Source organism: Ensifer sp. Root423, from assembly GCF_001426275.1.
Classification (GTDB): domain Bacteria; phylum Pseudomonadota; class Alphaproteobacteria; order Rhizobiales; family Rhizobiaceae; genus Ensifer; species Ensifer adhaerens.
Genome location: NZ_LMEG01000002.1, coordinates 1 through 25385 on the forward strand (window position 1 = coordinate 1; position 25385 = coordinate 25385).

The 25385-nt window shown below is 59.0% G+C and carries 31 protein-coding genes; 20 read left to right on the forward strand and 11 right to left on the reverse strand.

The features are described from left to right. Positions 1-168 precede the first annotated feature (168 nt). The 11 genes from ASD01_RS37185 (at position 169) to ASD01_RS37340 (ending at position 5458) form a co-directional block, all read left to right on the forward strand. The gene (locus ASD01_RS37185) at positions 169-294 is read left to right on the forward strand and encodes a hypothetical protein (RefSeq protein ID WP_257785212.1); all 126 of its coding nucleotides are present in this window, start codon (positions 169-171) and stop codon (positions 292-294) included. A gap of 391 nt (positions 295-685) precedes the next feature. Then, entirely contained in the window at positions 686-871 is a 186-nt protein-coding gene (locus tag ASD01_RS36435; protein ID WP_082566399.1) for a hypothetical protein, read from the forward strand. Positions 872-938: 67 nt separating this feature from the next. After that, positions 939-1070 carry a hypothetical protein gene (locus ASD01_RS37190; RefSeq protein ID WP_255381441.1) on the forward strand — a complete coding sequence of 44 codons (132 nt, stop codon included), beginning with the start codon at positions 939-941 and terminating at the stop codon, positions 1068-1070. A 513-nt stretch (positions 1071-1583) separates the two neighbouring features. Continuing rightward, the gene (locus ASD01_RS37195; RefSeq protein WP_255381443.1) at positions 1584-1709 is read left to right on the forward strand and encodes a hypothetical protein; all 126 of its coding nucleotides are present in this window, start codon (positions 1584-1586) and stop codon (positions 1707-1709) included. Positions 1710-2105: 396 nt separating this feature from the next. Further along, positions 2106-2291, forward strand: coding sequence for a DUF3606 domain-containing protein (locus ASD01_RS03940; RefSeq protein ID WP_034800360.1), 186 nt, complete (start codon positions 2106-2108; stop codon positions 2289-2291). A gap of 74 nt (positions 2292-2365) precedes the next feature. Then, a complete protein-coding gene (locus ASD01_RS03945) occupies positions 2366-2587 on the forward strand; it encodes an acyl carrier protein (protein ID WP_060643567.1) in 222 nt (73 codons plus the stop codon). 1253 nt (positions 2588-3840) lie between these two features. Beyond that, the gene (locus ASD01_RS03955) at positions 3841-4089 is read left to right on the forward strand and encodes a DUF982 domain-containing protein (protein WP_034800356.1); all 249 of its coding nucleotides are present in this window, start codon (positions 3841-3843) and stop codon (positions 4087-4089) included. 86 nt (positions 4090-4175) lie between these two features. After that, complete coding sequence (locus ASD01_RS34380) at positions 4176-4367, forward strand: hypothetical protein (protein WP_034800353.1); 192 nt, start codon at positions 4176-4178, stop codon at positions 4365-4367. Between the two features lie 78 nt (positions 4368-4445). After that, on the forward strand, positions 4446-4679 hold the full coding sequence (locus ASD01_RS03960) for a DUF982 domain-containing protein (RefSeq protein WP_034800350.1): 234 nt from the start codon (positions 4446-4448) through the stop codon (positions 4677-4679). Between the two features lie 156 nt (positions 4680-4835). Beyond that, positions 4836-5180, forward strand: a complete 345-nt coding sequence (locus ASD01_RS03965) for a hypothetical protein (RefSeq protein ID WP_060643569.1) — start codon at positions 4836-4838, stop codon at positions 5178-5180. A gap of 50 nt (positions 5181-5230) precedes the next feature. Then, the gene (locus ASD01_RS37340) at positions 5231-5458 is read left to right on the forward strand and encodes a hypothetical protein (RefSeq protein WP_348272340.1); all 228 of its coding nucleotides are present in this window, start codon (positions 5231-5233) and stop codon (positions 5456-5458) included. Positions 5459-5460: 2 nt separating this feature from the next. Here ASD01_RS37340 and ASD01_RS35325 read toward each other — a convergent pair whose 3' ends face one another. Next, the gene (locus ASD01_RS35325; RefSeq protein WP_034800348.1) at positions 5461-6351 is read right to left on the reverse strand and encodes a hypothetical protein; all 891 of its coding nucleotides are present in this window, start codon (positions 6349-6351) and stop codon (positions 5461-5463) included. A gap of 178 nt (positions 6352-6529) precedes the next feature. Beyond that, a complete protein-coding gene (locus ASD01_RS03975; RefSeq protein WP_320410588.1) occupies positions 6530-6967 on the reverse strand; it encodes a PAS domain-containing protein in 438 nt (145 codons plus the stop codon). Between the two features lie 53 nt (positions 6968-7020). On the opposite strand from ASD01_RS03975, the gene ASD01_RS35330 reads away from it, so the two are divergent. From ASD01_RS35330 to ASD01_RS03990, 4 genes are all read left to right on the forward strand, one after another. Further along, positions 7021-7191: a hypothetical protein gene (locus tag ASD01_RS35330; RefSeq protein ID WP_156400723.1), complete on the forward strand. Its 171-nt coding sequence runs from the start codon at positions 7021-7023 to the stop codon at positions 7189-7191. Positions 7192-8048: 857 nt separating this feature from the next. Continuing rightward, a complete protein-coding gene (locus tag ASD01_RS03980; protein WP_034800331.1) occupies positions 8049-8537 on the forward strand; it encodes a GNAT family N-acetyltransferase in 489 nt (162 codons plus the stop codon). 796 nt (positions 8538-9333) lie between these two features. Then, positions 9334-9900, forward strand: a complete 567-nt coding sequence (locus ASD01_RS03985; protein WP_034800425.1) for a TetR/AcrR family transcriptional regulator — start codon at positions 9334-9336, stop codon at positions 9898-9900. A 54-nt stretch (positions 9901-9954) separates the two neighbouring features. Next, on the forward strand, positions 9955-10932 hold the full coding sequence (locus tag ASD01_RS03990; RefSeq protein WP_060643572.1) for a quinone oxidoreductase family protein: 978 nt from the start codon (positions 9955-9957) through the stop codon (positions 10930-10932). Between the two features lie 768 nt (positions 10933-11700). Here ASD01_RS03990 and ASD01_RS03995 read toward each other — a convergent pair. The 9 genes from ASD01_RS03995 to ASD01_RS35335 form a co-directional block, all read right to left on the reverse strand. Beyond that, the gene (locus ASD01_RS03995) at positions 11701-13065 is read right to left on the reverse strand and encodes a PQQ-dependent sugar dehydrogenase (RefSeq protein ID WP_060643636.1); all 1365 of its coding nucleotides are present in this window, start codon (positions 13063-13065) and stop codon (positions 11701-11703) included. A gap of 48 nt (positions 13066-13113) precedes the next feature. Further along, positions 13114-14181 (reverse strand): c-type cytochrome, encoded by a 1068-nt coding sequence (locus ASD01_RS04000; RefSeq protein ID WP_063891187.1) that lies wholly within the window; start codon positions 14179-14181, stop codon positions 13114-13116. Then, complete coding sequence (locus tag ASD01_RS04005; RefSeq protein WP_060643573.1) at positions 14181-14810, reverse strand: cytochrome c oxidase assembly protein; 630 nt, start codon at positions 14808-14810, stop codon at positions 14181-14183. Before ASD01_RS04005 ends, ASD01_RS04000 begins: the two co-directional genes overlap by 1 nt. Then, complete coding sequence (locus ASD01_RS04010) at positions 14807-15187, reverse strand: hypothetical protein (protein ID WP_034800322.1); 381 nt, start codon at positions 15185-15187, stop codon at positions 14807-14809. Before ASD01_RS04010 ends, ASD01_RS04005 begins: the two co-directional genes overlap by 4 nt. Beyond that, positions 15187-17703 carry a cytochrome c oxidase subunit I gene (ctaD, locus tag ASD01_RS04015; protein ID WP_060643574.1) on the reverse strand — a complete coding sequence of 839 codons (2517 nt, stop codon included), beginning with the start codon at positions 17701-17703 and terminating at the stop codon, positions 15187-15189. Before ctaD ends, ASD01_RS04010 begins: the two co-directional genes overlap by 1 nt. Continuing rightward, entirely contained in the window at positions 17700-18572 is an 873-nt protein-coding gene (coxB, locus tag ASD01_RS04020) for a cytochrome c oxidase subunit II (RefSeq protein ID WP_244495183.1), read from the reverse strand. Before coxB ends, ctaD begins: the two co-directional genes overlap by 4 nt. A gap of 592 nt (positions 18573-19164) precedes the next feature. Then, entirely contained in the window at positions 19165-20100 is a 936-nt protein-coding gene (locus ASD01_RS04025; protein ID WP_034800319.1) for a DUF3618 domain-containing protein, read from the reverse strand. Further along, positions 20097-20516 (reverse strand): phage holin family protein, encoded by a 420-nt coding sequence (locus ASD01_RS04030; protein WP_034800315.1) that lies wholly within the window; start codon positions 20514-20516, stop codon positions 20097-20099. Before ASD01_RS04030 ends, ASD01_RS04025 begins: the two co-directional genes overlap by 4 nt. Next, positions 20509-21051 (reverse strand): nutrient deprivation-induced protein, encoded by a 543-nt coding sequence (locus ASD01_RS35335; protein WP_143106284.1) that lies wholly within the window; start codon positions 21049-21051, stop codon positions 20509-20511. The genes ASD01_RS04030 and ASD01_RS35335 overlap by 8 nt, the downstream gene beginning before the upstream one ends. A gap of 670 nt (positions 21052-21721) precedes the next feature. On the opposite strand from ASD01_RS35335, the gene ASD01_RS04040 reads away from it, so the two are divergent. The 5 genes from ASD01_RS04040 (at position 21722) to ku (ASD01_RS04060) (ending at position 25362) form a co-directional block, all read left to right on the forward strand. After that, on the forward strand, positions 21722-22099 hold the full coding sequence (locus tag ASD01_RS04040) for a hypothetical protein (RefSeq protein ID WP_060643638.1): 378 nt from the start codon (positions 21722-21724) through the stop codon (positions 22097-22099). A 368-nt stretch (positions 22100-22467) separates the two neighbouring features. Beyond that, positions 22468-22788 (forward strand): PepSY domain-containing protein, encoded by a 321-nt coding sequence (locus ASD01_RS04045; protein WP_029742951.1) that lies wholly within the window; start codon positions 22468-22470, stop codon positions 22786-22788. 22 nt (positions 22789-22810) lie between these two features. Continuing rightward, entirely contained in the window at positions 22811-23416 is a 606-nt protein-coding gene (locus tag ASD01_RS04050; RefSeq protein WP_029742952.1) for a general stress protein, read from the forward strand. A 225-nt stretch (positions 23417-23641) separates the two neighbouring features. After that, complete coding sequence (gene ku / locus ASD01_RS04055; RefSeq protein ID WP_034804414.1) at positions 23642-24535, forward strand: non-homologous end joining protein Ku; 894 nt, start codon at positions 23642-23644, stop codon at positions 24533-24535. A gap of 14 nt (positions 24536-24549) precedes the next feature. Then, positions 24550-25362: a non-homologous end joining protein Ku gene (gene ku, locus ASD01_RS04060; RefSeq protein ID WP_034804412.1), complete on the forward strand. Its 813-nt coding sequence runs from the start codon at positions 24550-24552 to the stop codon at positions 25360-25362. The last annotated feature ends 23 nt before the right edge of the window (positions 25363-25385 follow it).

Sequence of the window (25385 nt, forward strand, 5' to 3'; positions counted from 1 at the left end):
AAACGCAAACACGTCAGGAACGGGATGCTGTCACCCGTCGAGTTCGAGAAGCAGCAGAAAATCTAACCCGAGGGTGTCTACGAAACTCGGGGCTATTCAAGATGACCGAATTCGCTTGCTATTCCCTCGCCGTTGGCGGCTAGCTCTTTCGTCAAAGGAGACGCGCAAATGGCCAAAGGTCAGGTACGAAGCAATAAGGAAGCCAGAAAGCCCAAGAAGGACAAGGACAAGGACAAGGCTGCCGCGAAACCCGCTGCGCCGACGTTAGGATCTCAGGTGAAAGGACACCAATAAGAAGTAACGCCGACGGTCGCGCGGGCTGCGTTAATCTGGACATCAATGACGCCGCGATTCCAGGATTCGTGCTCAAATCGGGCCGTAGGCGATGATCCAACCTCCTGGCGAACTCGTTGACTTCAGCGGCGCCGAAACCTTGTGTGGCAGGATCACAACCCGTTTTCCAAATGGCCTCCCGGCGAGGACTGGCGCCGAATGGACCTCTGTTTGTGTCCGGTTGACCTAAAGCAGAGCTTGGAGAAAGCGGGGCTGAGCTACAAGCGAGGCGCCGATCCCATGGAATGGTTCATCATTCGGTAAACTGAAGGCCGCTGCGATTTCCCCCGTATCCCGATTTGGCTACCCGCGTCATCCACCTCTCCGGCTGTAGGCAAAGGAATTGGAAGTGTTGGCCTATGTTGATCAGATCATCATGCTTTGCGCCGGCCTCTGGATGACGGCAGCAGGGTTTGGCTACGTTCAGACCAACACTCAGGTACCATGGCTCGCTCAACTCACGAGGCACTTTCGATGGATGGGGCCGCTGCTGATCGCTATCGCGATTGTTCTCTTGCTTGCCGCCCCTACCACATAAACCGCGGTCCTTGGGTCGTCGCGCTTGTCTGCCTCCTTATGCCCACATTCGAGGGCTGAACTGGGGCATGGATAAAGCCGGCGTCGCCTTCCTGGTGCTCATCTGCATTCTCGTTGCCCTGGTATTGAGCATCCTAATGTTCGAACCGGGGGTCGAGACGGCACCACCGGAGCCGCCGGCGATGGTCCCCACCAATTAGGGACCCCCCGATTGCTCTGCGACGGAATAATGGGGCGTCCGGGGTGTTGCTGTAGATCGTGACGAACCGGAAGTGCCTCATGAAGATGGTCGTCATCGCAATCGTCGCCTGGATCATGAGCATACTTTTTTCAAGTATGTCGACGGGACGTTCGGCACTCCGAGGTCGTCGCGACTGCGGAGCAACTAGCTGAAGACTAACAGGCGCCGCGCCACGTTGCCCAATCGGTTACCAGCGGCGGCCGGATTTCTGAAATATTAGCAGTGATAGACGCAGGCGTGAGGCGGTGAAGTCCTCGCTAAGATCCAGCGAGTGTCCCTCTGATCGAGCCGCATATGCGTCATCTGCTGTCTTGCCTTTGGCGAGTGCCTGCGCGAACTTCTCGTACCGCGCGCTTTTCAGGACTGGTATTGATCCAACCTTGGAGAGTGGGAATGCATTCAAGATGACCGAATTCGGTTGCTATCTCCCGCCGTTAGCGGCTAGCTTTTTTCGTCAACAGGAGACGCGCCAATGGCCAAGGGTCAAGTACGAAGCAACAAGGAAGCCAGAAAGCCCAAGAAGGACAAGGACAAGGCTGCCGCGAAACCCGCTGCGCCGACGTTCGGATCTCAGGTGAAGGACACCAATAAGAAGTAACGCCAACGCCGACATTCGAGCGGGCTGCGTTAACGGACACCGCGCCTTACGCACTGGTTCGTCGTCAAGGCCAAAAAAGTAGAACTGACGCGGCGATAAAGACGAGCGACAGTAACGCGAATCCTATTCGGTTTCGCCGCTAGCCAGCCTCCATCGATTTGTTGCCGGATCCCTCAGCTGCCACCACCGCGTCGGCCTGTTGGTAGCTCGGTGGTTGATATCTTTCACGTAGAACATTTGCTTGGTTCGGCCACTAATACGCACCAGAACGATCCGGGAACAACTTATGTGGCAAAGCGGAACAACTAACCCCACTAGATTATGGGATTTCAGTTTGTCGCGGAACATTCCTGCGGCTTCCACGGTTGTGAACAGTCGCAACCCGGGAGGAACCCTATGGCAGACGACAAGAAGAACGTTGGTCGCGATCGCGGACGAGTTGCCGCCGGACAGGCTTACGAACTCAATTACTTCAAGCGGAAGCACGGCCTCACCGATGACCGGGCCCGCAAGATCATCAAAGAAGCAGGAAACTCGCGAGAGAAGGCGAACGCATTAGCCGAGAAACGAAAGAAGGGCTAAACTCGGCGTCGGGAACACAAAAACGGGAGCGACGTAGGGCTACCACACGAGCCGGTATCTCCGCCCGCGTCAAGATGATTTTCATCGAAATACTCGGCGTCAAAGCCGCGGACCTTGCCGACTCCGCTGCAATCGTGGACGATCTTGGAACTGACCCGCTGAAAATATCCCAGTTATCGATGTTGATCGAAGAGGAGTTTGGGATATTCATCGCCGAGGAGTCAATGGAGCAACTCGTGACAGTTGGGGATGTTATCGATTTCGTTTGGGGATCCAAACGCTTGTATGGCCAATAAGAAAGCCGAGTAAAACGCGACATTATACATTCGCCTCGACGGCCACTGCCAAACTGTAAATTAACTTGTAGTTGGCACTTCCACCTGACATTGGGGCGGTAGGGACGAAACACAGTCCGCGTTCTTGGGTGACCTACGAGGCGAATTCGAGAGCCGCGAGAACGTCTTCGAACTGTCGCAATGTCCTCCTCTCGCCGGGGGGTCCGTTAAGAGATAGAGGACAGCCTTCGCGAGCAATATGAAGTGCGACGGGCCGAGCATGACCTTTGACAGAATCCGCAGTTCGAGGCTCCGAAGCCGGACATAGTCGGTGGGCGTCAGGTAGGCGAGCGTGCGCAGCTGGTGGACGCGGACGGCGATGACGTGATTGGTTGGTGTCTGGGCGGGGGGATGCTTATGCAGCAGAGGCTTGCGCCTCCGGTAGGACCTGCTTCGCCTTGCAGCCGTTGGCGAACTCGTCGTGCGATTGGCATTCGGCGACGACGACGAAGCCCTGGGCGGCGAACTCGCCTCTTCTCCTGCGTGATGCGCACGTCCTTAAGCCCGTAGCGGGACCTGCACGGGCCACCGAGCGCAGCGTTTTCGCGGCCAGCCTTGATTCCTAGGCGCATCCGCTCTTCGCGGAGGCTTCGGCATTCGAGGTTGGCCATAGCCGGCATTTCTGATGAGATCGGCAGGACGGAACTGTTCTGCAGTTTGTATTCGCCACGCTTCAGGCCGACGAACACGGTGCGCAGACCGTGGATCAGCATGCCCGTGAGAGCGATCCGATATTCCTCGGTCGGATCTTCGGACTGGATCGATGCGGGGTCATCATGCCGGCCTCCATCAGTTGGGCGATGCATTTGCCGGCCTCGTCGACGCCGGATGTCGTCGAGAGGCGGTGCGCTGCGCCTGGTACTTGTTCCCACGCTTCGGCATCGCGATGGCGGCCTGGTACTGTTTCGCGGACAGGTGCTCGGTCACGCCGCCACCTCGCCGGGGCGCCCCGGCCCGAGCTCTTGGAACAAACACCGCTCGGTCGCGGTTGCACCACCAAAGAGGAGGCCTCCATGCCCAAGTCCCCAATCCCGACCGTTCCAGATCCCGAATTCCCGCCGGACCTGCCGCCGGATGCTCCACCAGATCTGCCGGAGCCCCCGATCCAGGAGCCGGAGCCCGACGTCGGTCCCGACGTACCTCCTATTAGCCCTGTGCCCGGCGCAATTATTCCGCCGAAAATGTAGGCGCGACCGCAAGATAAGGAGAGGCCGGTGGAAATCCAGAGTTGGAGCAAATGCGTGATCATCCAGCTTCCGGAGCTCGACGGGGTGCAAATCGTATGGACCCCGGGTCGAGCGGCTAAGCTCCTGAGCGAGAACTGGCCCATAGACTTTGGCGTCGCGTACTCGGACGCGCTTTACAAATGCACCGACGCGGCGATGGGCACGTATCCGTGGGAGCAAGCTCGCGCCGCGTTCATTGAAGCGATCGCCGAGGCAAAGGTCACAAGGCTGCGCTGAATCCATTCGTCTTATGCTGCCGCACCTCCCGGTTCGCGGAACAAAACTTATGCGGCTCCATTAGGCCTGCAAGAAGGGAGACCGATATGACCGACGACCCCAAAGAGCCGAGAAAGCCCGTGGAGGTCCCGCCCGGCGAGACACCCGATCCCATGCCAGACAATCCGGATCGCCCCATTGAGGAGCCCGGACCGGACGACGTCCCGGAAGAGGCGCCAGACGTCACCCCTGTGCCAGGTGAGGAAATACCGGCGAAGATGAGCGGTTATGCTTGCTAAGCTTCCCGGTCGGATCTCTCCGTTGGAACAGAATTCCCTAATATACGTTTCGGAAAGGCCAACCCTACGGAGGCCGCGATGATAAACATCTGGGACGCGAACGTTGAAGTAACGTTTGATAATCATTTTCACGTCATCAGGAATGCCCGAGAGGCGGTCGCATTCCTTATGAAGTCCTGGCCAGAGACGAAGAGCGCGAGTTACGCAGCGGCCCGGAAAGCTTGCCTGGATGCTGCCGAGGGAACGATTCCTGGCGCGGAAGCCAGGGCCGCCTTTGAAGCTGCTGCGAAAGAAGCCGGCATTCTCCGATAACGTTGGTGTCGCCCAGCCTGAGGTGAGAAATTAACTCATGCTGCCGCCGCGGGCTCTTCAAGGGCAGCGAGTGACCGATGGCACCCATCACGAAGACGGGTGATCACTGCGAGTTTATAGTCTGCACGTCGTTGTGGCCCTGTTCATGGATTTTTGATGCGGAAGATCTGGGCTTCGAGATCTCTTCGCGGAGGTCGCGGCTTTCTCAGCGGCGTTGGCTTCCTTCATCTCCGAGTAGCGAACGACGTCGGTTTCGTTGTTCCACCAAGCTTTGAGACGGCATTCCGTCCATTGCTTCTGGGTCCGCCCTTGGCGGCGTGCATCCGGCCGATCGACGGCTTTTCCATCGGCGATTTCAAAGAGGTGTCAAGCGAACTGAGGAATTGCAGCATAAGCAGTCCAAGAATTCGTCCGCACCTCCAGGGGATGCTCGACTTCTTCGACGACCTGATCGGGGTTGAGCGCGGCAACGCGCACCGAAACGCAGGTAGCGCCGAATGATGGCCGAGAATTCCGCGATCTCCCGTATTACCCACACTTCGAAACCATGGATGAGCTGCACCAAGGTCAGTCCGGCATGCGACGGCTGCTACGCCGAAGCGCTGATGGACAAGGGTTACATAAGGTACAATGGGGCAACCGCGCGCGTCAGCGCACCGGCGCCCATACTTGGAATGACCCGCTGCGCACGAAAACCGCAACACCCCGACGAGCAGGAAAGCGGGGCCCCAAATCAGCGGAACTCCGGCATTGGAGCCGATGCACCACGATCAGCATAGCCTTACGTCGCGCGAACTTTTCCAACTTCGTTTACGTGTCCCTGCTCTTCGCGGTAGGCTTGTTCCAGGCGGTCAATCTTCGTTGATCGCAGGCGGCCGCTGGAACGGAGGAAGGCCAGCATCGCCTCCATGTCATCGCTGCCACCGGGACGCTCGCCGTAGGGCACAGGGCGTCGAGACAGCTTCTGCGCCCAGTAACGGATCTCGCGCTCGGCCGGCGGGTAACACATGCCGAGGCGGTAAAGCCGAGTGTCTGTTCGAACCCATCGTGGGGGCACCATATCGTCCATTTGGACGATGGGAGACGTGTGCCCATGCTCCCCGTCGCGGGTCACAGGCTCGCTGAAGAACCAGCCGTATAGCCACGGGCGCCGGCCGCCTTCGCTGTCCTCCTCGATAAGCCACCCTTCAATGATCGGAGCAGCATCGAACTCCGTAACGGTCGGCCGAGCTGCTATGAACGGATCCACGTCAGGGAAATAGGGATCGAGAGCATTGAGAGGGTCTTCGAATGGTACGCCCTTGCCGAGTTCGCCGTCAGCGTGCTCGCTGCAGACGACCTTACGGAGGTCGCCGAAGGTGTGCAGACGCCCACGGCGTCCGCAGACCTCGCAGATGTGAAAGGATCGCGCGGCGGCTAGGCGGCAGGCATCGTCGATCGCGCGGCGAGCATCAGGTGCGATCTGTGCGATGGCATAATGCATGTGCAGAACGCCCTTCTCCTCCATCACCTCGAGCACCGTGAACGAGCCTCCTACAGCCATCACTTTGTCGGCCTCGGTGAAGAATGCGTGCAGGATGCCCAGCCAACCTTCGCCGCAGGCAATCGCCAAAGGACGACGGTCCAATCCGAGATGCGGATACCGGTCGTTCGGGCGGATGATCAGTCTCACTGTTTGGCTCTCTCGTTTCTTCCGCTTAGAGCAGGAATTCCGCAGACCAGTTGTTGCGCCAGGTTGTACAGCGTCAGGAGCCTTAGATCGGAGCTCGAGGTCCACCGGTCAACCGGCAACGATCCGGCGAAGGTCCGGCCAGGCCCACCAACATCGCCGGGAAAATCCTGCTCCGGCGCTAATGCCGCCGGTTGTCGTTGGTCGATGTTGCGCTTTCCAGGACAACGATGCCGGAATAGAGGACCGGTGTTCCATCGCGATCCTGGAAACACCGACCAAAAGCAACGACCGAGACATACCAGCCAGCCCGCGTCCTGACGCGGTAGAACGACTGCTGGGCTCGTCCGCTCACGATCTTTTCCGTAATTGTCTTTGCCAACCCTGGTCGATCCTCCGGATGGACCCGGTCGAGATAAAGTCTCAGCGGCAGTCCCTGGCTCGTCTCGCTCGCGGCGAGACCGAAGAGCGCAGCCAGGGCCGAATCTCCATAGACAAGGTCGCGAACGATATCCCAGGTGAAGATACCGGAGTCCGTCGCATCCGCATCTGTGAGTTCGACAATAATCGTGCGCTCTCCGCCCTCCTTTATTGCTCCGCCTAACCCCCTGCCATCAATTGCCGTTGGCCACTCGTCGCAAACCCAATTCCCTTCGGGCGCCCACGCGGGGTGTGCCGATCGAACAGCTGGCGCAAGCCATCATGAAGCCGTTTGTTGAAGCCGCCATCACAGTCCTCGAGCAGATCGAGATAGAATGTCGCGATCGTCCCGAATTCGGCTGCGTCGCGCGGCACTCGTCGTTCGATCGATTGAAACAACTGCTTAATCGTCTCTTCGAGTGAGCGGAAGCGCTCATGTCATACCCGTAAACCGTCTCATCCAGTTGGCACTGGGCCGTTTTAAATTGGATCACGAGGTCTGCGACGCTCGTAGCGGTGTTCGTGTCAGATCGTTGAATTCTCATTAGCACGCACTAACAGACACGACTACCCGCACCGCTACCCGCCACGTCAGATTCTTTCGCGCGCGCAGCATTTTTTGTAACGAACGGCGCGCGAGTGTAGCCGATAAGCAGCATTGTTTCGCAATCCAACTGCAGGTGAGGCCCAGCTTGGACCGGCACTCAGATCCAAATGGCCGGTTGTGCGCCAAGGTAAGAGCGCGCGGAACTTGGTGGCCTTATATTCAATCTTGAAAATATACTGGACACCCAAGTTCAATCGCGAGGGACGAGAACGTGGACAAACGTGGCGTAAACGGCATCCGCCCGGGCTCAAACTCAGCGTCGGAGCTGCAGGATATAGCGAGCAAGCTTTCGGCTCTCGCGCAACAAATCAAATCAATCGCGGCTACCCCGCTCGGCGACGCTATCGATCTCGACGAAAGCAGCGAGCGGTCGCGGAAAGCGGCAATAGAATAACTTGGAAACATTGCTGCTATTGCGGATTGACCGGACGCTGTCCCCGCAAACTCTCTACGCTAAACCGCCCAATTCCCCAAGTCCGAAGGCAAGCGGCGCGGCGTGTCTGCGACCGCGCCGTTAAATTTGGCGAACAGAGCCTGGCGGCAAAGATAGAGCGCCTTTTGTTTGCCTCCGAGCCGTTGAGCCACGACGAAGTTCATTTACGATGCAAGGTTCTTCGGCCGGGCATATCGAAGGTGATGGCCGGATAACACCAACGACGGATCATGCCGTAAAATGCTATCAACCATCACGATTAAAGCCGCCCGCGATGAAGATGTGCCTGTACTCGGAAAGTACGGGGCTGACCTGATGGCGCTTCATCATCAATGGGACCCCGAGCGCTTCATCCCGACGGGAACCGGCACGGAGGCATCTTATGCCAGATGGTTGGGAAGTCAGCTTGAAAAGTCCGAGGTCGTGGTCCTCGCCGCTGAGCAAGATGAAATGATCGTCGGTTACGCCTATGCATCTGTTGAGGGCCATGACTACATGGCGCTCCGAGGACCGGCGGGCGTCATTCACGATCTTTTCGTCGAGCCCGAAAAGCGCAGCCAAGGCATCGGCCGGATGCTGCTCGAGGCAGCTGTTGCAGCGCTTAAAGAGCGAGGAGCAAACCTTATCGTGCTTTCCACGGCGCACAGAAACGAAGCTGCTCAACGGCTCTTTGCCGCAGCGGGCTTTCGCCCGACGATGGTCGAGATGACACTCGACGTGAAAGCTTAATTTCTCGGCATCCAGGGCGCCGACACCTCACCTGGCCAGCCACCAGCGACCGGACATGTCGGCGATGCGCGAACATCTGGGCTCGAACTTTTCCGGAGTGTTGAAGCCGACAAGCCGAACGCTCGTACCATGCTGATGCGAACACTGTCGCCGTCGGTGACCGTGAAGGATTGAACTTTAGTCGGCAGAAGACGTTGCCGGCTGATTGGAGCTGGGTCCGCTCGTCGGCAGCCTTTCGGTCGACATCTGGCCGACCGCGACCGGTATCACCATCAGCAGCAACCAAGGATTTTGAAGTCTCTCTGGCTGAAGCGTCGCCGGCGGGCACTACGCCATGGCGCGCGGCAGTCAACGCTCTCTGGTTTGCGGCAATCGGGTTGATGAACGAATTCGGCGCCGAGCCGCGCGAGGGGACCATAACGGTCGATCTTCTGGCGCATGTCCGTGAGGGCTGGCGCTGCCAGGCGGCAGGCTGCCCTTCACGCAAGATCTGGTCGATGCGACGGCGATAAGAGGTGACCTAGACCTCGCTCAGAAAATTTGCCCCCCAAGCCAAAGGGATCATAGCCAAAGGCGGGGCAAAGGCGAGGTATCTTGGCCGTGGCATTCCGCCGATCGCCAACGAGAAAGGCCCGCCCCTCACCTACTAGGGGCCTCGCCGTCGAGCGATATCGATGACGTTGTCCCGCGACGCGCTCGACTCCTCGAAATCAAGATCGCCTGTGCGTTGCCGCATAGACTACAGATCACAATGTCATTTCTTGACAGATCGTTCCAGAATAGCTATTTCACGGCGATGGCGCGAAAAAAGGAATTCGACAAAGACAAGGCGGTGGGTGCCGCAATCGACGTGTTTCGCGAACACGGCTTCGAGGGCACATCGACTGAGATGCTGGTGCGCGCGATGAAGATCGGACGACAAAGCCTCTACGACACCTTTGGAGACAAATGGGCGCTCTACCGATTAGCAGTGGAACGTTATGCATTCGAAGAAACTGAAGCCCACGTGACGATGTTGCGCAGCCAGCGACGGGCCGTCGACGGGATCGCCGCAATGATAGAACGAGTGGTGGAGCGCGCCGATTGCGCCTGCCTCGGCGTCAATTCGATTTGTGAATTTGGCCAGAGCCGGCCGGAACTTAACGCGCTCCATCATGCTGCCGACAATCGCTTGAGGAAAGCGGCAGTGGAATGCATCAAGCAAGCCCAAACCGAAAACGATGTCGAAAAATCGCTGTCGGCAGAGGCTGTTGCCTCTTTCCTCATTACCAGCATCGCTGGCATTCGTATCGCGGCCCGTGGAGGTAGCCCTCGCTCGGAATTGGAATCCCTCGGAGAACTGGCAATCCGTGCAATCCGGTAGCACCCCAAAAAATTTGCACAATTCTGGAACAATCAGTCAAGAAAGGAACTGACTATGAAAGCTGTGGTCATGAACGGCGTGGGCGATAGCGACGTTATGGAATTCGTCGAGCGCCCAGAGCCTGTGGCAACGCCCGGACACGTTATCGTTGAGGTCCGCGTGGCAGGTGTGAATTTCATGGATATCGGCGTTCGGCAGGGCATGGCGTGGACGGAAACCCCGAACCCGAAAGTGCTTGGCGTCGAGGGCGCCGGCCGCGTGCTCAGTGTTGGCGACGGCGTTACGGATCTTGCCGTGGGCGATCACGTCGCCTGGGTCTATGCCCCCGGAAGCTACTCCGAGCGGCTGTCGATCCCGGCAACGTCGCTCGTCAAGGTCCCCGACTTCATTGATGACCGAACGGCCGCATCAATCATGATGCAGGGCCTGACCGCCAGCCACTTTGCCACCGATTTCTATGCCGTCCAACCTGGGGACATCGCGCTCGTTCATGCTGCAGCGGGCGGCGTAGGACTGCTCCTGACGCAGATCATAAAGCTCCGAGGCGGGCGCGTCATCGGGCGCGTGTCATCGAAAGACAAGGTCGCCATCGCGCAAAATGCCGGCGCCGAGCACGTGATCGTCGATACAGAAGGAGAGTTTGTCAACGAGGTGCTCCACTTCACCGGTGGTCGGGGAGTGGACGTGGTCTATGATGGCTCCGGTCCCAAGACATTCAAAGCGTCTCTCGAAGTACTGCGGCGGTCAGGAACGCTCTGTTGGTATGGCCCGGTGCTGGGTGGGCCGGGCCCGCTCGACATCATGAGCCTGCCGAAAAGCGTCAAGATCGGCTATGGCGTCTTCTTCGACCATATCCACTCACCCGAACTCTTTCGCGAGCGCGCCGGCCGGCTTTTCGATTGGATCGCGGACGGGTCGTTGAAGGTCACTGCAGGGGGAAGCTACCCTCTCAAGGATGCCGCCCAGGCACATAAGGACATGGCCAGCCGCAAGACAACTGGCAAGCTGCTCCTGATTCCAGGAGGGTCGTGAACAACCCACGTTTGGATGAGCAGTCGACAGCCCCGACAACCATTCTTCCGTGTCGCTTGTTTGTAAATTGGCCGCGATATCCTGAGAGTTACATCCAACAGGTCGCGACGGGAACCAGGCGGACTGCGAGCATCGCTCCTCGGGCGGGGTCGCCAGGTTAGGTACCGCCGCCGCGCACAGCTCACATCTTTGACACACCAGTGAACGAGCAATATCGATGATCTCCCCGGAGATGCTGCGAAAACTCCATCCTGTCCCTTAGCGATCGGGAGAGATTCTCACTGAAGATAATGCTCAATGCAATGAAACTTGGCGCGTCGGCTGGCTCACGGGACGCATGGGCGGAGCGTTGCGCGATATAAGTCGCGCAACCAACCGTCCAGATGCCGTGACCACATCTATTATGGCGTCGTAATATTCCTCATCCTTGGTCAGCTCATCTACGACCCGTTGACCGTAAGCGACGGCAGCCCCATCCGATGAATACTTTCGACCGACTTCGTCGCGGCTAACGACGCCTGCTGTATGGATATTAATAGATAGCGGCGCATGAGATCCCACTCCGTACGTGACGCCGCTGCGCTGATGAAACCGAGCGCGCGGCAGGCGACAATTCGAGGCTTGACATGAGCGCGCAACTTATCGCGCCCTGGCCGCCTTGTCGCGTGACAGGAGCGTGACGGTGACATTTACGGCTATCGTGCCATGGTGCACTGGAAAAGCGGTGACCACCGTGCAACGCCGCATTCCTCCAGCCCAGGGGCAAGGTCAGCCGAACGCTGCGGTGATCCCGACACTCAATTTGGCGTGGGGTGCTACGCGCCACACCTTGTTTCCGACATCATCGGCGACCAGCAACGCGCCGTCGCGAGCAATCGCAACGCCCACCGGCCGACCCAAAGCCTTACCTTCGGCGCTTAGGAAACCCGTGAGGATATCGCGCGGCGGGCCGGACGGCCGGCCGGCGGCAAAAGGCACGAAAATGACCTTGTAGCCGCTGCGCGGGATGCGGTTCCATGAGCCGTGTTGACCGACAAAGGCACCGCTTTTCATCTCCGGCCCGAACAGATCGCCGGTGTTGAAAGTCAGGCCGAGTGACGCCGTGTGAGGCCCGAGCGCGTAGTCAGGCTTGATAGCGACGGCCACAAGCTCCTGGTTCTGGGGTTCGACGCGATCATCAACATGTTGGCCATACCAGCTATAGGGCCAGCCGTAGAAGGCACCATCTTGTACGGACGTCATATAGTCGGGCACGAGGTCAGGGCCGATCTCATCGCGCTCATTGACGACGACCCAGAGCTGGCCTGAATCAGGCTGCCAGGACAACCCATTGGGGTTGCGAAGACCGGATGCGAACAGCCGCGTCTGTCGGCTGGCGAGGTCGATCTCGTGGACCGCGGCTCGTCCTTTCTCCTCATCCATGCCATTCTCGGCTACGTTGGAATTGGAGCCCACGGTTGCATAGAGCTTTGTTCCGTCGCGGCTGGCGATGACATCCTTTGTCCAGTGATGGTTGCGACCTGAAGGCAGGTGGACGATCTTGTCAGGCGCCCCGGTGATTTGCGTTGCACCTTCCTGATAGGGAAAGGCCACGATGGCGTCGGCATTGGCGACATAGAGTGTGCTGTCGAGCAATGACATTCCAAAGGGGGAGTAGAGCCCAGTGATGAACGGTGTCTTGGTTTCCGCCACGCCGTCACCATCTGAATCACGCAGAAGCGATATGCGGTTGGCGCTCTTCGTCTCGGCACCGGCTCTAGCCTGGAAGAGGCCCATGAAGAAGGCCCGGATCGAAAAGCCCTCGTCGGGCTTCGGCGGCGCATTGCTTTCGGCCACCAGAACATCGCCATTGGGCAGCACATGGAGCCAGCGTGGATGCTCCAGATCGCCGGCGTATTCCTTGACTTCAAGCCCTTGCGCCGCGACGGGCATTTGCCCATTGGGCCAGGGCGCGGCCTCGGCGACGTTCACGGAAGGCAACCACTCCGCTTTCGGTTCAACGAGAACCGGATCCGGTCCATAGGTCTGCTCGATCGGCACCGTGGCTTCATGCCGGGACAGCGCAACTAAGCCCCCACCCGCGGCAACCACAAGCGCAGCGACAACAAGAACGGTGATCAGCAGCTTTTTCATGACCGGCTCCTCAATGACCGAGCCAAACGATTTCGGCACGAAGGTGTTTCAATCCTCAGGAGGCAAACTCGAAAAATATGCCGAAACATTCTCGATATCTGCGTCAGACAGGTATTCTGCCGCACTCTCCATCAAATGGCTGAACGGAGTTCCCGATCGCGAGCCTTCGCGAAAGAGCTTCAGTTGTGCCGCGAGAAATGCCTCGGGCTGACCGTCAAGCCTTGGGTAGGACGGGTTACGTTGCGAATTTTGGTGGCAGCCCAAGCATGCCGGAACTTTTTGGGCGGGACGGCCGTGCTGCGCAATCTGCTCGCCCTGCCCCACCCGATCGTCTTTTAGTGGTTGCACCACCGCATTGCGCTTCAAAGCTGCGAAATGGCTGGCAAGAGCGCGAAGATGCCCCGGATCCACCGACTGCACGGGAAGTTGCATCATGCCGCTTGGTCTACGTCCCTCGAGATAGGCGTTGAGGCTTTCGAGCAGATAGGCCTCCTTCTGTCCTGCAAGAACAGGCGTGAGCGGGCTAAAGCCCATCCCATCGGTCCCATGGCAGCGGGTACATTCTGCCAATGCATCTTCGAATCGGAACGCATGCATGGGTGGCTGTGGCCTCTCGCGATAGGCGAGCAAACGATAGGTGGCCGCATCCATAGCCGGAAGCTTTCGCAGGAACGCAACCATGCTCCAGATTTCGTCGTCGCGCGCCTGGGTCGGCCACGCCGGCATGCCGGTGAAGCGAACCCCGTGCTTCACGATGCGAAACAGTTCTGCGTCCTCCCATTGCTCGACTACAGCGGAAAGATCCGGCGGTCGCGGCAACATCGCAAGTGCTGCTGGGGACCGCGGTTCGCCCGGCGCACCGTGGCAGGTAGCACAGCCACGGGCAAAGTGACCGGCTGCCGGTGGGATGCCGTTATCAGGTAGCCTCTCCGGGGCATCAACGGCGAGCGCATAGGTGCGAACGGCCGAACGCATGGCAAAATGCAAAAACCACTCGGTTATCCTCCAATGGCCGGAAGACGCACCGACGTTGAAGAAGCCGATCCAGGTGGCAAAAAGGACGACGATCGGCAGGATGGCGAGCCCGACGGCCAGGTGCTTCCATCGAACATGCATCAGGCGACCCTCCGGTTTGGCTCTGCAAGCAGACCGGAAAGCAAGGCGACCCCACCTGCGAGATAGGCTGCGGCGCCAACCATCAGCATGACAACGGCGCCGAGTTGCTGATCATGAGCCGCCGTCAAGGTCGTGCCGAAACAGGTGACATCGCCAAATTGATAGAGCGTGCGTGGGCTGAGCGCCAAGAGGGCGCCGAGGAGCGTCATATGAACGGTCGTCAGCAGCAAACCGAAGGCGCCTGCCGCATTGCTTGAAGACCTGTTCGTGCTCCCGGCCGCAAGACACGTGGACCATAGGAACAACCCGGCGGCTAGAAAGCAGGCCTGCTCAAGGGCGGTGCCCCAAAGCGAACTCTCCGCCAACCGACGTGCAGCCGGTGCATGCCAACCCCAGACCACCAGGAGTTCGACGAGCGAGGCGACGATCGGCAACCCGGTGAGCACGGGCCGGCGACAGCTGGCGAGACGGGGAGCAACACCTATAGCGATCAGAGGTGCTGCGACTGCTACGACCCCCATGTGCGCGAGCATGTGGGCGGTAACCGAGCCGCGCCACGCACTCAAAAGCGGGCCAAGCCAGATAACGGCCAAAAGGAGGCAACCATTCGCAAGCCAGAGCACCCTCATCGCAAGCACTCCGAAACAAAGATCGTCGGCAGTGCCGTCATCAGGACGGCGACGAAACTCAAGCCGGCAAGCAGCAAGGTTGCAAATCCCTGAAACAGAAGGCGATCGTGGCGCGTCGGATCGTCATGCGGAGGATCGTGCGCGCCGAAGCCCCACTGGCGCCACGCAAGGAACGCCGAAAGCCCAATGGCTGCGAGCGCTAAAACCGTGATGACGGCGATGCCTAGGCGCAAGGATTTGAACTCCATCGCGAACAACGCTGGTTTGGCACAGAAAATCGCCGCGCTGGCGTAGCATATCAGGAAGTGCCCGGCCCAGATGGCCGGCCCCGTGAACAGCGTCCAGAACGTTTCGATTTCCCTTGGCAGCAGACGCATTAAAGTGCCTCCGGGAAAAGACCGATCACGAAGAAGGTGATGAGCGCCGTAATTGCCAGGAAATGCCAGTAGAGGGCCACGTTGCGCAGGTCCATGTCGTGGGTTTTCGTAAGGCGCCCGGCAAGGCTTCGCGCAAGACAATAGGCTAGCATGACAGCGCCGACACAAGCGTGAACGACTGTCCAGCAAACCAGCACCCAGACGATGGCCGGGTAAACATGGGCGGTCGGGTTCATGGCGTGCAACCAGGGGCCCGCGATGCCAGCCGCGGATGCGACGACCGTCAGGGCGAGCGCCACGATCAAAGCGGCACGCGCGAACGCCGTACGCGCGAGGGCGTTGAAATGTCTTGCAGCTAAGGTGGCGAGCCACGCAAAGACAAAGAGCGCTGCCGAAACCAGTGGCCACATCATTCCGGGACCAGCTGATCCCGCCGTGAAGTCTTCGTGTATCGTCCAATAGAAAAAATAGCCGAAGATCAGGCTCGCAAAGGCGGTGCTGTCGCCCACCATCGTGATGAACATGGCCCACCAGCCGACTGAGGACGGACCGGATGCGTAAAGCGGCAAGGCGAGCCCAACGCCGACGTCCTTCTGCGGCTTCTCGGGAATTTCCCCGGTCCCCGTCCAGAGCCAATAGAGGATCGCACAGAAACAGGTGAAGGCGGCGATTGCCCCTGCGATCCACCACTTAAACGTCAAAGCGATGAACACGGCACCGAGCGAGAAAGCCGAGAGGATGGTGACCTTTGAGGTGCCGCCAACGCGCAAGACCTGTTCCGGCCGTGCATCGAGCACGGAGGTGACCAGACCTTCGCGACGCCCTTCCTTGGCGTCGGGAAGATACCATCGCCCCTCGCTGATCTCGCGGGCAAGCGTCGGTTGATCCCAAAGTGGATAGCGGCTCGAAACGAAGGGAACGGAGCGCACACCCCAGTTTTCCTCAGGCTCGCTGACCCATTCAAGCGTACCGGCATTCCATGGGTTTTGTTCGGCGCGAGGCTCCCGGTGCTTAGGGCGCAGGACATCCCACACCACGATCAAAACGCCGAAGGCAAACACGATGGCGCCGACAGACGACACAAGGTTCAAGAGGTTCCACCCAAGGTCGGCCGGATAGGTAAAAACCCGACGCGGCATGCCGAAAAGGCCGGTCAGATGCATTGGAAAGAAGGTGACGTTGAAACCGACAAACATCAGCCAGAAGGCAATGCGTCCGAGCGTATTGGACAGGCGTTTTGCATCGATAAGGGGGTAATAGTAGTAGATCCCCGCAACGACCGGGAACAGCATCCCTCCAATCAGGACATAGTGGAGGTGGGCAACCACGAAGTAAGTGTCGTGCGCTTGCCAGTCGAAGGGCGCAATTGCCACCATGACGCCGGTTAGCCCGCCGATGACGAAAATGGCGATGCCGCCTGCCCCGAACAGCATTGGAGTAGAAAGGATGACGCGGCCAGCAAGCATGGTGGCAATGAAGACGAAGACTTGAACCGCCGTTGGGATCGCCACTGCCTCGGAAGCGGCCGAAAAGAAGGCAAGCGATATCTGGGGCAGTCCTGTCGCGAACATGTGGTGTACCCACAAGCCGAATGACAGGAAGCCGGTGCCGACCGCGGCAAGCACGATCCAGGAGTAACCCACGATCGGACGCCCCGAAAAGGTCGGAACGATCATCGCCATCAAGGCAATCGCCGGCAGGAAGATGATGTAGACCTCCGGATGGCCGAAGATCCAGAAAAGGTGCTGCCACAGCAGCGGATCGCCGCCGCGTGCCGGATCGAAGAAGGGCCAGTCGAACATGCGCTGCATTTCAAAGAGGATATCGCCGGCAATCAGCGGCGGAAATGCAAAGAGGATCATGCCGGCGACAATCAGCAGATACCAGGCGAAGAGCGGCATCAGATTGATGCGCATGCCGGGTGCGCGACATTTCATGATCCCGACGATGAGCTCCACCGCCGCTGCAATCGAAGCCACCTCGATGAAAGAGAGGCCTAGCAGCCAGATGTCGGCGCCAATGCCGGAAAGTTTTTCGTCGGTTGCCAACGGCGGATACATAAACCAACCGGAAGAAGGCGCTGCATCAAAGAAAATCGAGCCGCACACAAAGATGCCACCGAGAAAAAAGCTCCAGAACCCGAACGCGCCCAGTCGCGGAAACGGCAACTCTCGAGCCCCGATCATCGGCGGCAACAGAAAAATCGCCACTGCCTCGAAGATTGGCACGGCAAACAGGAACATCATGACGGTCCCGTGCAGCGTGAATAGCTGATTGTAGAAGTCCGCCGAAACCAGATCATTGTCGGGCATGGCCAATTGCGCCCGCATAATCAATGCCAGCGCGCCGGCAAAGAGCAGAAAGATGAAGGCGGTGGACGCATACCACAGCCCGACCTGCGTGTTGTTGACGCTCGTCCAGTAGCGCCAGCCGTGCGGATTCTCCCAGACTTTGCGCAGCCGCTCGCTCTGCGCTGCGCGCTCCTCTTCACTCGCGCGGGCGCCCGGCTCGGTCATCTCAGTCCTTTCAGCCAGGCGGCGATTGCACGGATATCTTGCGGCGCCAGCATGGAGAAAGCGGGCATGGCCGCACCCGGCTTGATCGCACCCGGGTTCGCGATGAAGCCAGCAATGTTGTCCTCGGTGTTGGCGACGATCCCGGCTCCCAGCATCTCCCGAGACCCTAGGTGAGAAAGATCGGGTCCAGCCGCGCCTGCGGCCTCCGTGCCCGCAACGCGATGACAGGAGCCACAGCCATGGCGCAAGAAGAGAGCACGCCCCTCTCCCGCGACGTTTATCGAGGCTTTCGCCTGGCTGGCAAGCCATGCGTCGAACGCGTCGGGTTCCATGGTCACTGCGGTGAGCGCCATGAATGCGTGAGACGTCCCGCAAAATTCGGCGCACGCGCCGCGAAATACCCCCGTTCTTTGCGCCATCAGCGAAAGGCGGTTTTCGCGACCCGGGATCATATCCATCTTGCCCCCGAGAGAGGGTATCCAGAAGGAATGGATTACGTCATCGCTCTTCAGTAAAAATTCTATTCGCCGACCGACCGGCAAGCGGATCTCGTTTGCCGCTGCGATTGTGAGGCCGCGATGGACATAGACCACCTGCCACCAATATTGCCTGCCGGTGACTTCGACCCGAAAATCCGTAGCATCGCGAAAAGTCGGCGAAGGTCTAAGCGTCGGCATTAACCAGAATGCATATGTCAAAAGGGCAAAGAGCGTCACAGTTGGGAACACGCCGCCGCCCCACAGGACGAGCCGGCTTGCGGCAGGCTCTGCGAAAACTCGTCTTTGACTGCGCACGGCAAAGCAGACGAAGGCGACCACCGCGAACCAGATCGCGGCTGCGCCGAAGGACATGACGACAAACAGGGTCAACGTCGCCTCTGCTTCCGAACCCGCAGGGCTCAACGCGGATTGAGTGCCCTGGCAGCCAGGCAGAGCAACCGCGATTGAGGGCAGCCTTTGGAGCAATTTTCGTCTTTGAGATCGGAGGCGTGGCGTTTTACTGTCCTTTCCAGAAGAGTTGATCGCTTAACCCGAGCCTCCCCGCAAAGTTCCAGAAAGCGTTCCCGCGCCGATTTTAACTTCTCGGGATTGGTAGGTGTTGAACGGTGAGCTACGCACCGCTCTCGACAGGGAGGTTCCGTTGCTCGTTGCCGCTTACGGCCTGAGCGGCAAGGATGCAATCTGCGATTGTGCGCTCGGCACAAGAGCGGACAAATTCGTGCGCGTTATCGAATTTGCCCATCGCATGACGGCGTTCCGCCCGATTGAGCGAGGCGCGCCGCATTGCCGCAGGAACCGAAGAACGGCTGCCGCCACTCCCAAAAGCAGGGGAGACTTCGCGACGCGCTCGGCATTCTCCTGAACGCCAAGATCGCAAATCCTCAGCGCGCGCGGGGATCGCCTCTGCCCCTAGCAAACAGCAGGCGTCCGCAAGGTTGCGGTCAGTGACAATTTCCGGCCGTCAGCCAGAAGGGTTTTCGTTTTCAGGCTTGTTGGCCTCTCCCAAGGCGCTCTTGGCACCCTCGATCGCGCCCTCGGCAGCTGCACCAGCCGTTGCTTGAAGCTGGCCGCGAACGCGATCCGAAACCTCGCCAGCGGTCTCATCCTCAAAGTCCGTTGCGGGGAGTGCCGCTCCGATGGCCGCACCGATCGCAAAGGCCAGCGCTCCGCCAACCAGAGGCTGATCTCGAAATGTCTTGAGCATGGCGGCATTCAGCTGCGCCCCGTGATCCTGAGCACTCTCATGGGCGCTCCGAATGCTGTCGGCTGCTGACCGGGCGGCATCTGAAACGGCACCGGAGACACCGCTGGCCGCCCCCTTCACCTCGCGCCATGTCGCTGATGCCCAGCCGGTTGTTTCATCGAACAAACTGCCTGCCTCATCCCGGATTTCCGCAATCGCCTGGCCCGACGTATCGGCGAAACCGCGATAGACGGTTCCACTTGGATCGACGAAGTGACCGGCCCTTCGGCCGGCCGCATCGGTCTTCGCGCGAAAACGACTGCCGTCCTCATCCTCAAAATGGCTGTAGCGCTCGCCAAAATTTGCCTCGATCGGTCCGACCCGTCGCAAGTTGCCCTTTACTCTCGCAAGCGGGTAATCATCCACTCCCTTCTCAACGCCCGACGCTTGAGGCGCTCGCGAGGCGGGATCGGCAAGGAGCCATGCAAGACCGATCCCTGTCAATGCGACCGGGATCGGGTTCGCCTTCATTGCCCCACCCAGATTGTTGAGGAAGTCGGCACCTCCACTCCTTCTGGCATAGGCGATGAATTCATCCATTAATTCGCCAGGCGACATTCGCTCTTGAATGGCATGCAGTTTTTCTTCAATCCTTTGACGGTCCGTCTCGATCTCCCGTTGAAGGTCGGCGGACGAATGCATGTCGACGTTCATTTCACTGTCTCCTTGGCCACGTCCAGGTCGCGCTGGAGCGACGCCGTCGTTTTTTCAAACCGAATGCTGCGGTTTCCGAGCCTGGCAAGGCTGCGCGAAATCATAACCCACGCGAGGACGCCGACGACAAGACCAACCGCGACCGCTGAGAGCGCATGGGCATTTGCCTCTTGCATTCCCTGCTGCATCAAAAAGGCGCCCAGACCCTCGACCACAGCGCTCAGAAGCACGCCGATCGCGGCAATAGCAAAGATAAGGCCAACCATGAGCGTCTCGATGCTGCCGATCGCCCGGTCAATATTCTCGCTTGCCTCGGCCTTGGCGAGGTCGATCTCCTTGCGAAACAGTCCGGCTATATCGGTCACCAGTCCCGTCATCAGGTCGGGTAAAGAGCGGTCGTCACGGGGGTTATGCATCGCGGAAGTCCTTTTCAAATGACCAATCGTCGCCTGCGCGGGGGGATGACGAGGAGTTCGATGTCTTGGTGGCCGTTCGCTTTGCCGAAGCGATCAGAAATCGGCTCGCTGCCAGTCCCGCAATCGCTGCCATGCCAAGAAAGGCAAGGGGCTGCTTCCGCCCATAGTTTTCTGCAATCGACGCGATTTCACCGAGATCCCGGTCTTCGCATTCGCGGGCCAGCCGTCCGATCGAATTTCCAAGGTCCTGGGTGTAGCGGCCAAGCCCCGGTTGATCGGAATCGCGAAGTTCAGATCCCACCTTCTCCATGGCGCCAGCAAGACCACGCAATTGGCGCGCCAATGCCCCCTTTTCGTCATCCACGACTTTGGCTGCTGCCGCTTTTGCCTGGCCCGAAAGATCGTCACTCGCGACGTTCTGGTCGACGCGGGGCCGACCTGCATCGCTCTCGCCCCCCCCAGAATAAGGGCCGCCTTCTTGTGAGGGCGAAATAGGTTGCTGTTGTTGTCTACGGTTCTCCGGGTTTTCGATCATCACAAACCTCCTGGTTATCTGACGCGGGCCCTTCGTTGCGCTCCAACCAGCGGATCGCTATCTTGTTCCCTGCCTCATACGGCCACTCGGCTTGGCGTTTGTTCGATCCGAAGGCGCTGCCCAATGAAGACGCTGGGCGACTGCGATCGATCTCGTGGAACAACCCCGCCCTGCGCAGGGATTCCCTCAGCCCCTGCACAGCACCGCGGCGTCCGCCAACTGCGGTGCTGCGAGCTTAGGACTCTACTGACCGATCATGTTGAGGAAGATGCCGTTCCTCTTGCTTTGCTCAAGAAGGGCCTCAACCCCCTCGATGAGGCCTAGCTCGAAAACGGCTTGGAGAGAATTGGGGCAGTTTGGGCGCTCCCGAACTTCAAGATAAGAAACGCTATCGATTTCTCCTTGCAGGCGTCTGCTACCGGAAGCCCGCTATCCCCTGAAGGTTCTTGTCCAGCATGACGACATCGACTGGCGGCCCACCTCTAAGCTCGGCGTCCCTCCATTCGCTCCTTGAAACCTCGATGAGGTCGTGGTGGCAGGAGATTTTCTTGGACCAGGCGTGGGTTTCTATCGGTTGTCCGCATTTTGCTCATGGATTGGAACTTTTCCCGGTCTTTTCGGGTTCACGCAACAACCTTTTCGTGTGGACCAGGTGCGAATGGAGAGGAAAATGAAATGGCTTCCTGTCACCGCAGTTCTTATCGCTGGCCCAGCCTTTGCCCAAAGTGCCAAACTTGAATCGGCCTGCACGTCGGTCGCAAGGAATTTTTTCATGACCGACACGCTGAATGTCGGGGTCGTGCAATCGTTCCCTGAGCTTAAGCCCCCTGGCGTCCGCTTCAAATATTCTGAGAGATCGGATACGAAGAAGGCCGAAATGTCAGATACGTTCGACTGCGAATTCGATCAGCCAAATCCGATCACAAAACTCCTACGCTTCTGCGTCTCCCGGACTTGCTACTCTTCCGACCAGGAAGATGGCGAACGCCGACGCCGATTTGAAGAAATGCAGCTTCTTATGCAAAGAGGCAAAAGCGCCAGAAAATAAGCATGGCACCTTCTAACCGATGGGTCTCGGCGGACGGCGTTCGAGGGCCAACGCTAAACGAGATTTGCGGCGCCAGACATCGGGCGTGCCAGTGAGGCTCGGCTCACGATGGCACGTCGACTATCCGCAGCAATCACATTTCCTACAAAGCAGAGAACGTCCGGCGTTGACTTCTTGATGCTAAAAGCGGCTCCCACCCGACTTCGGCAAATGCAACTTGCGTAAGCGCAAAGAATTGCGGACTAGCCTCCGCTCATGGTTCGAGTGCTCCGGTCGGGAGTGGAAAAGACCAAATGCTTAGGAACCAAAAGCGTTTCGCCGAGTTTGAACATTGCCGTTAACGGGCTGAGAAAAAGGAACCGAACATCATGAAGAACGTACTGCTCGCCGCGGTCTTCCTCGGCGCATCGAGTTTGGGCGCGCTCGCGCAGACCGCCACACCTCCGGCTACGGCAGATGGTGATACGCCTGCCGTGGCAACACCAGACACCACCAATCCAACAGCGCCCGTCGCCGGCGCCAACAGTTTCACGGAAGAACAGGCCAAGGATCGCCTTACTGACGCCGGCTACACCGATGTGACCGGTCTAAAGCTCGACGACAAGGGCGTCTGGCGTGCAACGGCCTCGAAGGACGGCAAATCCATGCAGGTCGCGCTCGACTATCAGGGCAACATTGTTGCCAACTAACTCCAGCAAAGAGGAAATTCCCATGAAAACCGTTAGTGGACTTTTTGACGACTATTCGGACGCCCAAGCAGCAGTGTCAGCCCTTGAAGATCGCGGCGTTCCGTCGGACGACATCAGCATCGTTTCCAACAATGTTGGCGATTGGTACGGCACTGCAGACGAAAGCAACGCGGCTGAAGGCGCTGGAACGGGCGCCGGTGTCGGCGCTGCGGTCGGTGGCATTGGCGGCCTGTTGACTGGTCTCGGGCTCATGGCCATTCCCGGTGTCGGGCCGGTGGTCGCAGCCGGTTGGCTTGCCGCGACCGCGGCTGGTGCTGCCGCCGGCGCGGTAGCAGGTGGTGCCGCCGGCGGGATTATCGGAGCGATGACGGATTCGGGCGTTCCGGAGGAACATGCCCATGTCTATGCGGAAGGCGTACGGCGCGGTGGCACGGTCGTCACGGCACGGGTCGACGACGCGCTCCAGGCGGATGCCGAAGCGATCCTGCGCCGAGGTACCTGGGTGGATCCTGTCCAACGCCGCGCCGCCTACACGGAACAGGGCTGGACACGCTTTGACGAGACGCTCGATCCCTACACCGCCGACGAAGTCGAGAAGGAACGTCAACGTCTCGAGAGCATGCGCTAGTTTGAACCAAGGCGGCCATGATGCGTTCAGATCACCTGAACCGTAAACTGGCCTTCGCACGTTCCTGATGATTGGCAGGCTCTCTCGTCCCGGCGCCCAACTCAGGCGCAACAACGGCACCTGACAAAAGCGCTTAGACGTTTCGTAGAGTTTGACGAAATTGACCGTGGAACGATTTGCATACCGACAGGTTGCGTCCTCCCGGGTGTCGAAAGGAATGGAGCCATGGTTGCCCCGCGAGCGAACTGGAAAGGCTACATCAAGTTCGGAGAGGTCACCTGTCCAGTGGCACTTTACACCGCCGCGTCCTCGTCCGAACGCATCAGCTTCCATAGGCTCAATCGAAAAACAGGCAACCGGGTAAAGCGCGAGTTCGTTGACAGCGAGTCGGGAGAGCCCGTTCAGGCCGACGATCAGGTAAAAGGCTATGAAATCGAGGGTGGACGATACGTCGTCCTGGAACCTGAAGAAGTCGCAGCGGTGGTTCCGGAAAGCGACAAGACCCTGAAGATCGAGGCCTTCATTCCCTGCTCGCAGATCGACACAACCTATTTCGACAAACCCTACTATCTTGCACCCGACAAGATGGGCGGGGAGGCTTTCGGACTGCTCCGTGATGGGATGGCTAAGGCCAAGGTCGCCGCGATCGCCAAGACCGTGCTTTTTCGCCGGCTACGAACCGTACTTGTCCGCGCACACGGCAAGGGGCTGGTGGCGGCAACCCTCAACTTTGACTATGAAGTGCGATCTTCGAAAGAGGCGTTCCAGGAGCTTCCCGACCTCAAGATAGAGGGCGAGATGCTGGAACTTGCAGAGCACATTATCCGCACAAAGAAAGGCAGTTTTGACCCCGGCGACTTTGACGATCGGTACGAGGCGGCTCTTGCCGAGCTGGTCAAAGCCAAAATCGAGGGGCGTGCACTGCCGAAGAAAAAGTTGCCCGTAGCATCCAAGCCCGGCGATCTGCTCAAGGCGCTCCGCGAGAGCGCAGGCATCAATGCGAGCAAGTCGAAGTCCAAGCGTCAAGCGGCCAACGCAAACAAGGGCGCTCGTCGGCAAAAGGAGTCGAGCTCGTCTCCCAAGTCGAAACAGGCGGCAACGTCGCGTCGCACCGGCTGACGGGAGATTGAGCCATGGCTGTCCGCCCGTACTGGAAAGGCTATTTGAAACTCTCGCTGGTGACGTGCCCGGTTGAGATGATGCCGGCCACGTCCGATAGCGAAAAGGTTCGCTTCCACACGCTTAATCGCGAGACCGAGAACCGTGTCGTCAGTCACTTCGTCGATGCGGTAACCGGGGAAGAGGTCAAGGAAGACGATGAGGTCATGGGTTACCAGCGCGGGGAAAAGGAGTACGTCGTGATCGAGGACGAGGAGCTTGAGACCGTCGCACTCGAAAGCACCAGGACCATTGATATCTCGACGTTCACCCCGCGCGACAGCCTCGAGTGGATATGGCTCGATACGCCTTACTACCTTTCTCCGAGCGAACCGGTCGGCCAGGAGGCCTTTTCTGTTATCCGAGATGCGATGGAAGCCCAGAAAATGGTCGGTATTTCACGACTGGTCATATCGCGTCGGGAACGAGCCGTCATGCTCGAGCCGCGTGGCAAGGGGATCGTGCTCTGGACATTGCGCTACGGCGACGAAGTTCGTGGCGAAGAAACGTACTTCACCACCGCGAGCGACGCCAAGGCGGACCCCGAGATGATGCCGCTTGTGCAGCGATTGATAAAGAAGCTGACGAAGGATTGGAGCCCCAGCATGGTGGAGGACCCCGTGCAGGAACGCCTGGTCGACATCATCGCTGCCAAGAAGAAGGCGATAAAGAAACCGTCCAGGGCCAAGTCCAAATCGTCAACCACACCATCGCCACCCAGCAACGTCGTCAACATCATGGACGCCTTGAAAAAGTCGGTCGCAGCGGAGCGTCGTCCCCGGAAATGAACCATCCGCGACCCTTAGACCTT